Here is a 4,470-nt window from a genome sequence, read left to right as displayed (position 1 = left end):
GAGTGGGCCGCCAGGGACTCGAACCCTGAATCCCTCCGGTGGTCTGCGGATCATCTCAGATCGGGCGGATCGGCGTCCTGACCTGCACGAGGCTTCTCGTTGCCTTACAGCGATTGACAGCCCTTGTCGGCGTCAGTTGTGCCCGGCTTGTGCCCAACGATCATGACCACCCATCGCCTGCCGCCCATGTCCTGGCTCCGCTCCTCGACTTCCGTCGGGGGATGCGGACGCAAGCTGTTGGCCGTTGCCAGCCGGTGATGGCTAGCGTCAACGAGCAGGTACCGCACGTCGTCGGCTGAGGTCTGAGGTCGGCCCATGTCGAGGCTCGTGCTGCTTCATTGCTGCCTCGCTGTCTGACGCCTCGCTTGCAAGCTTTGCGCGTCGCGCTGGCAGGAACCGGCCACGGGCCACAGTGACGAGTGTTGAAGCAGGAGCGGTTGATACCTTCGGGGGCTTACCTGCCTGGAAGGCACCGGCTACCGTTGGTCCTGTTCTAGTTGTCCGGTTCGGATATTGCCAGTGCGGGAGCGGGAGCATGGTGTGCCCCCTGTTGAGCAACTACCCAGAGGCGCTCAGGTGGTCAGGTTCAAGCCAGTCTTGCCCGAGGCTGTGCAGAAGAGGGCACTGATGGAGGTTAGGCGCTCCGGCGTGCCTGGGCTGTCAGTCTTCGCTGACGTTCCACGCCCGGGAGAGGAAGTCATCGACGTTCACAAGCGGCTGATCAAGGTCGCCGGGATGGACGGTATCGACCTAGAACGGAACAAAAGCTACTACCACTGCATCGCGGGTGCCATACTTGACGCAGGGTTTCGGTTCGTCAAGGACGGCAACGATGACGAGGTGAACGAGCACTACTCGGTGGACATCGGCACCACCGACCTCGACTCCGTACACCGTTTCCTCGAAGTGTTCATAGGTCCGGAGGCGACATGGCGCAGCTAGCGAGGGTTGAGTTCGATCCGAACGTCCGCGTCTACGGCAACGGCACCTACGCGGGCATAGAAGATGTCCACGGCGTCGTTAGCCTTGGCGATGAGGTGGTCCTTTACGAGCCTGAGAACCAAATTGAGGTACAGGCGTGGGTCACAGAGATCGACCTCCACAGCAAACTTGTCTACTTCAAGGTCGATTGGTCAAGCTTGCGGGCCATGGAAGAACCGCGCGCGACAAGTGCAGAGCCTGAGGTGACATCGTGGGCGGTTGTAGCAGGCAACTACATGCCCAGAGCTAGGCATCGTTCGTCTCGCCGCATTTCAGCCAGAGCAGGCCGTATCGACAATGACGGAGCCACCCTGACTGCTGGAACAACTACTTTGGTGCATGGAGTTGCACGATGAGCCTTGAATTGGATTGGCTCGGTTTAGCAGAGGGCGTAACTGCCGACAACGAGCAGCGAATTACTCTGATGAACGTAAGCCCTGGGGCCTTCCGCCGCGAGAGTTTTCCCACCAATCTTAAATTCGCAATCGTTCTCTTCTTCACGGACGACGAGAAGCCGGAACGCCTTCTCACTGAGGGGCGGATGGTCAAAATCAACTTTGAAGTTAGCGCGCCCGATGGCACAGGAATCGCAGCCGGTTCCGCCGAAACCCGGGTGCAGAGCAAGACCGAAAGGGCATTGCCGCCGCGTGTTCAGTTTTCTGCGGAGCTAACGGCGGAGTTCCCCAAACCTGACTTCTACACCATCAGCACTACTGTCACTCTCGACGATGAAGTTGAGCCCCGCCTTACGGCAACCAGGACCATGCAAGTGGTTGAAGCAAGAAGAAGCCAGGTGACGCCTTCAGCAGAAGAGGCGTAGCGGAGACTTCTGCCCGGCTTACGTCGAAGCCATCCCGTCTGCCGTCGACCCGCCCTCCTGGGGAGCGGGCCGCCGTCCGGCCCGCCACGTCAAGCGGACCTTGACGCACGTTCGGACGCTGGCGGGTCGGGCGGTGGTCTGCTCGGCTCGCCCGGGTCGATGGCAGACGGGATGGCTTACCGCAACCACCCACGGACCGCGACCCGCCGACGGGCCCCCGGCCATCCTGGAGCCGGAGCGCCCCCGCCGGAGGCGCAGTAACCGCAACGCGGCGACCGCCGCCAGCTCGCCGACGCGGCTGGCGTGCGCTCCCCTACGCCGCGCGGTCTAGTGGCCGCGCGGCCCGGACGGTTGCCGGCCTACCACCACCCGGTCAACGTTCCTGTCGTGCTGCGGCGGACCCTCCGGGCTTTCCGCTCTCCGCGCCAGCCGCCGGGCGTGTTGCGTGGCCGGAGTCGGAGCGCCAGCGGAGCGACGGACGCGCGCCCAGGCGGCGGCGCGTGCGGCCCGTTGCGGGCCGCCTTGAAGACGTACAGAAACTTTGAACCAACTCGCCGGCGGCCGGCCGGCGGCCGGCCAGTGCCCGGTGTCATTCCGCCTGGCGGCTGGTACCCGGGGCACTGCTGAGTCGGTAATACGTCATGTCGCGTGCACTGTGGACCGACCATCGATGTTGCGGTATGAAAAGTTTTATGCGGCCGGTCGTAAACCGAGGCAAGTGCAGCCACTGTCAGCAGCCCGTGATCTGGGGTGTCCTGCAAAACGGAAGAAACCGCACTTTTCAACCCGATCTTGTCAAGGCGAGTCAGGTACCAGAAAAGGAGCGCTTTGCGGCGCGCAAGGGGAAGCCGTACCTCATCGACCTAGAAGGCATCGACCACGACCCGAACATGCTGGTGTTAACCCCTCACTACTGCGCTGAGTACCGCACCAACAGAGACTTGCGGAACGTCGAGTCCCTGTCAGCCATGCTCCCCGACGTGGACTGAGCCCGACCACATTCCGTCCGCTGGTGCGAGAATGATGACCGTGGGAACTAGCCCAGACACAACCGCGGAGTGGTGGACGACCTCGGACGTAGCTTCGTACCTCGGCGTCAAGGTGGCGACCGTGACGAACTACCGGAAGCGGGGTCAGATGCCAGAGCCGGATGCAACAGTCGGGCGCACCCACATGTGGCGCCCGAGTCGCATCATGTCTTGGCATGAGAGTCGGCCTCGTCCTGGTGTCGGCGGTCGGCCGGCTGCAGGCGCTTCGGGCGAGAGCACGGATGGGGTCAGCTCGCGCTGAGGGCCCGAACCTCGTCGAGGTAGGAGATGGCCTCCGGCTCCTTCGGGTATCGATCCCGCAGGATGGTCGCTAGTTCCTTGGAGCACATCAGCAGCGATGGCAGCGACTTGCGGTCGCCACTCAATGCCCTGCGGCCGTACGACACCGCCTGGTCGAGGTCCCCGCTGCGCGCCGCCACAACGCCGAGCGTGATCCGGGCTTCGGCGTTGCGCATGGGCTTGCGCTCGGTCCCGTCTGGTTCCGTGGACGAACGGAGGACCTCACGGGCGTACATCTCCGCGAGACGGTCCTCACCGGCGATGCGGTAGCAGTCCATCGCGTAGAAGTCGAACTTCGCCGGGTCCACCACGAAGTGATGGTCGGTGTCCTCCGGGTACGGCAGCGATTCCAGCAAGGATCGACCCTTGTCCAGCGCCGTCTCGACCTGCCGCCTATCGCCGAGCCGCGCCCAGGCCTTGGCGCGCTGCGCCGCTAGCTGAACCGCCGCTCCGTCGTGGGCCGCTACTGCTTCGCCAGCCTCTGCGGCTGCGATCACGCCTCGATAATCGCCCTGGGTAAGCGCGTACCACGCTCGCATCTCGTATGCCCAGCCAGAGATGGCGGCGTTCCCCGCTTCGTCGCCCAACGTCAAGGCAGCCTTGCGGGTGCCTTCAGCGATCCGGCGTAGGCCCATGTCGTACTCGACGCAGCCAACGAGAAGCGCGACCCATCCTGCGAGGCTCAGTACCTCTTGGTGCTGAGCAAGAGTCAGCCGACGGTCCATCAGGGCGGTGATTCGGCGGAGCCAAGCTCGGCCCTCTACTCGTAGCTGCTCCGAGGACATGTAGGGGTACTCGCAACAGAGGCGGTCAGCGGTGATTCGGAGCGCTTCGAGCGTCGCTGCCGAAACATCTGAGCTACGGAGGCGAGCGAGAATCTCAACGGTCTCCATGCCGGTGCCTGCGATCAGCGCCGCGTCAGCCTCTTGAAGCGTTGCGGGTGGGAAGAAAGCGGCGGTGACGGTGCCGAACGTCTTCGCAATCAGGGCCTTGTAGAAGCCATCAGGCTCGGAGCCTCCCGCCTCCCACCGCTTCCAATTCCGCAGCAGGGTGCTATCGGCCGGAAGCTGCTCGGCAGCGTGCACCCGCATCGCTCGGACGGCCTCTCCCTGTGACCATCCTCGGGCGGTGCGTTCTGCCCTGAGCCTGGTCGCCCAGACGGGTCGGTCGAGGTCAGCAGCTACGTCAGCCATACCGCCAGTATCGCCCCGTCCACGGGGGCATGGCGAGGGGACTTAGACCTGTCACCGCAGTGACACCTGTCGTTCTGTTCCAGGGAAGGAGATCGTTGTTCTTGCCAGCGAAACGCCGAACCGATTCCGGCAAGGGTCTGGCAAAGTT

General features: G+C 63.7%; 5 protein-coding genes. 4 read left to right on the top strand and 1 reads right to left on the bottom strand.

What is annotated here, in order from left to right; translation table 11 throughout:
- Positions 1-576: 576 nt before the first annotated feature.
- The 4 genes from AB0D28_RS29345 to AB0D28_RS29330 all read left to right on the top strand — a co-directional run bounded on the left by AB0D28_RS29345 (position 577) and on the right by AB0D28_RS29330 (position 2,790).
- The gene (locus AB0D28_RS29345; RefSeq protein ID WP_151013579.1) at positions 577-942 is read left to right on the top strand and encodes a hypothetical protein; all 366 of its coding nucleotides are present in this window, start codon (positions 577-579) and stop codon (positions 940-942) included.
- The gene (locus AB0D28_RS29340; protein ID WP_151013581.1) at positions 930-1,337 is read left to right on the top strand and encodes a hypothetical protein; all 408 of its coding nucleotides are present in this window, start codon (positions 930-932) and stop codon (positions 1,335-1,337) included. The genes AB0D28_RS29345 and AB0D28_RS29340 overlap by 13 nt, the downstream gene beginning before the upstream one ends.
- Positions 1,334-1,801, top strand: coding sequence for a hypothetical protein (locus tag AB0D28_RS29335; protein WP_151013583.1), 468 nt, complete (start codon positions 1,334-1,336; stop codon positions 1,799-1,801). The genes AB0D28_RS29340 and AB0D28_RS29335 overlap by 4 nt, the downstream gene beginning before the upstream one ends.
- Positions 1,802-2,541: 740 nt before the next feature.
- A complete protein-coding gene (locus AB0D28_RS29330; protein ID WP_151013585.1) occupies positions 2,542-2,790 on the top strand; it encodes a hypothetical protein in 249 nt (82 codons plus the stop codon).
- A gap of 287 nt (positions 2,791-3,077) precedes the next feature.
- On the opposite strand, the gene AB0D28_RS29325 is transcribed toward AB0D28_RS29330, so the two are convergent.
- On the bottom strand, positions 3,078-4,322 hold the full coding sequence (locus AB0D28_RS29325) for an XRE family transcriptional regulator (protein ID WP_357391087.1): 1,245 nt from the start codon (positions 4,320-4,322) through the stop codon (positions 3,078-3,080).
- Between the last annotated feature and the right edge of the window lie 148 nt (positions 4,323-4,470).

Source organism: Micromonospora sp. NPDC048169, from assembly GCF_040652815.1.
Lineage (GTDB): Bacteria > Actinomycetota > Actinomycetes > Mycobacteriales > Micromonosporaceae > Micromonospora.
The sequence above is the reverse complement of the archived record's forward strand: the minus strand, read 5'-3'. Positions and strand labels throughout refer to the sequence as shown.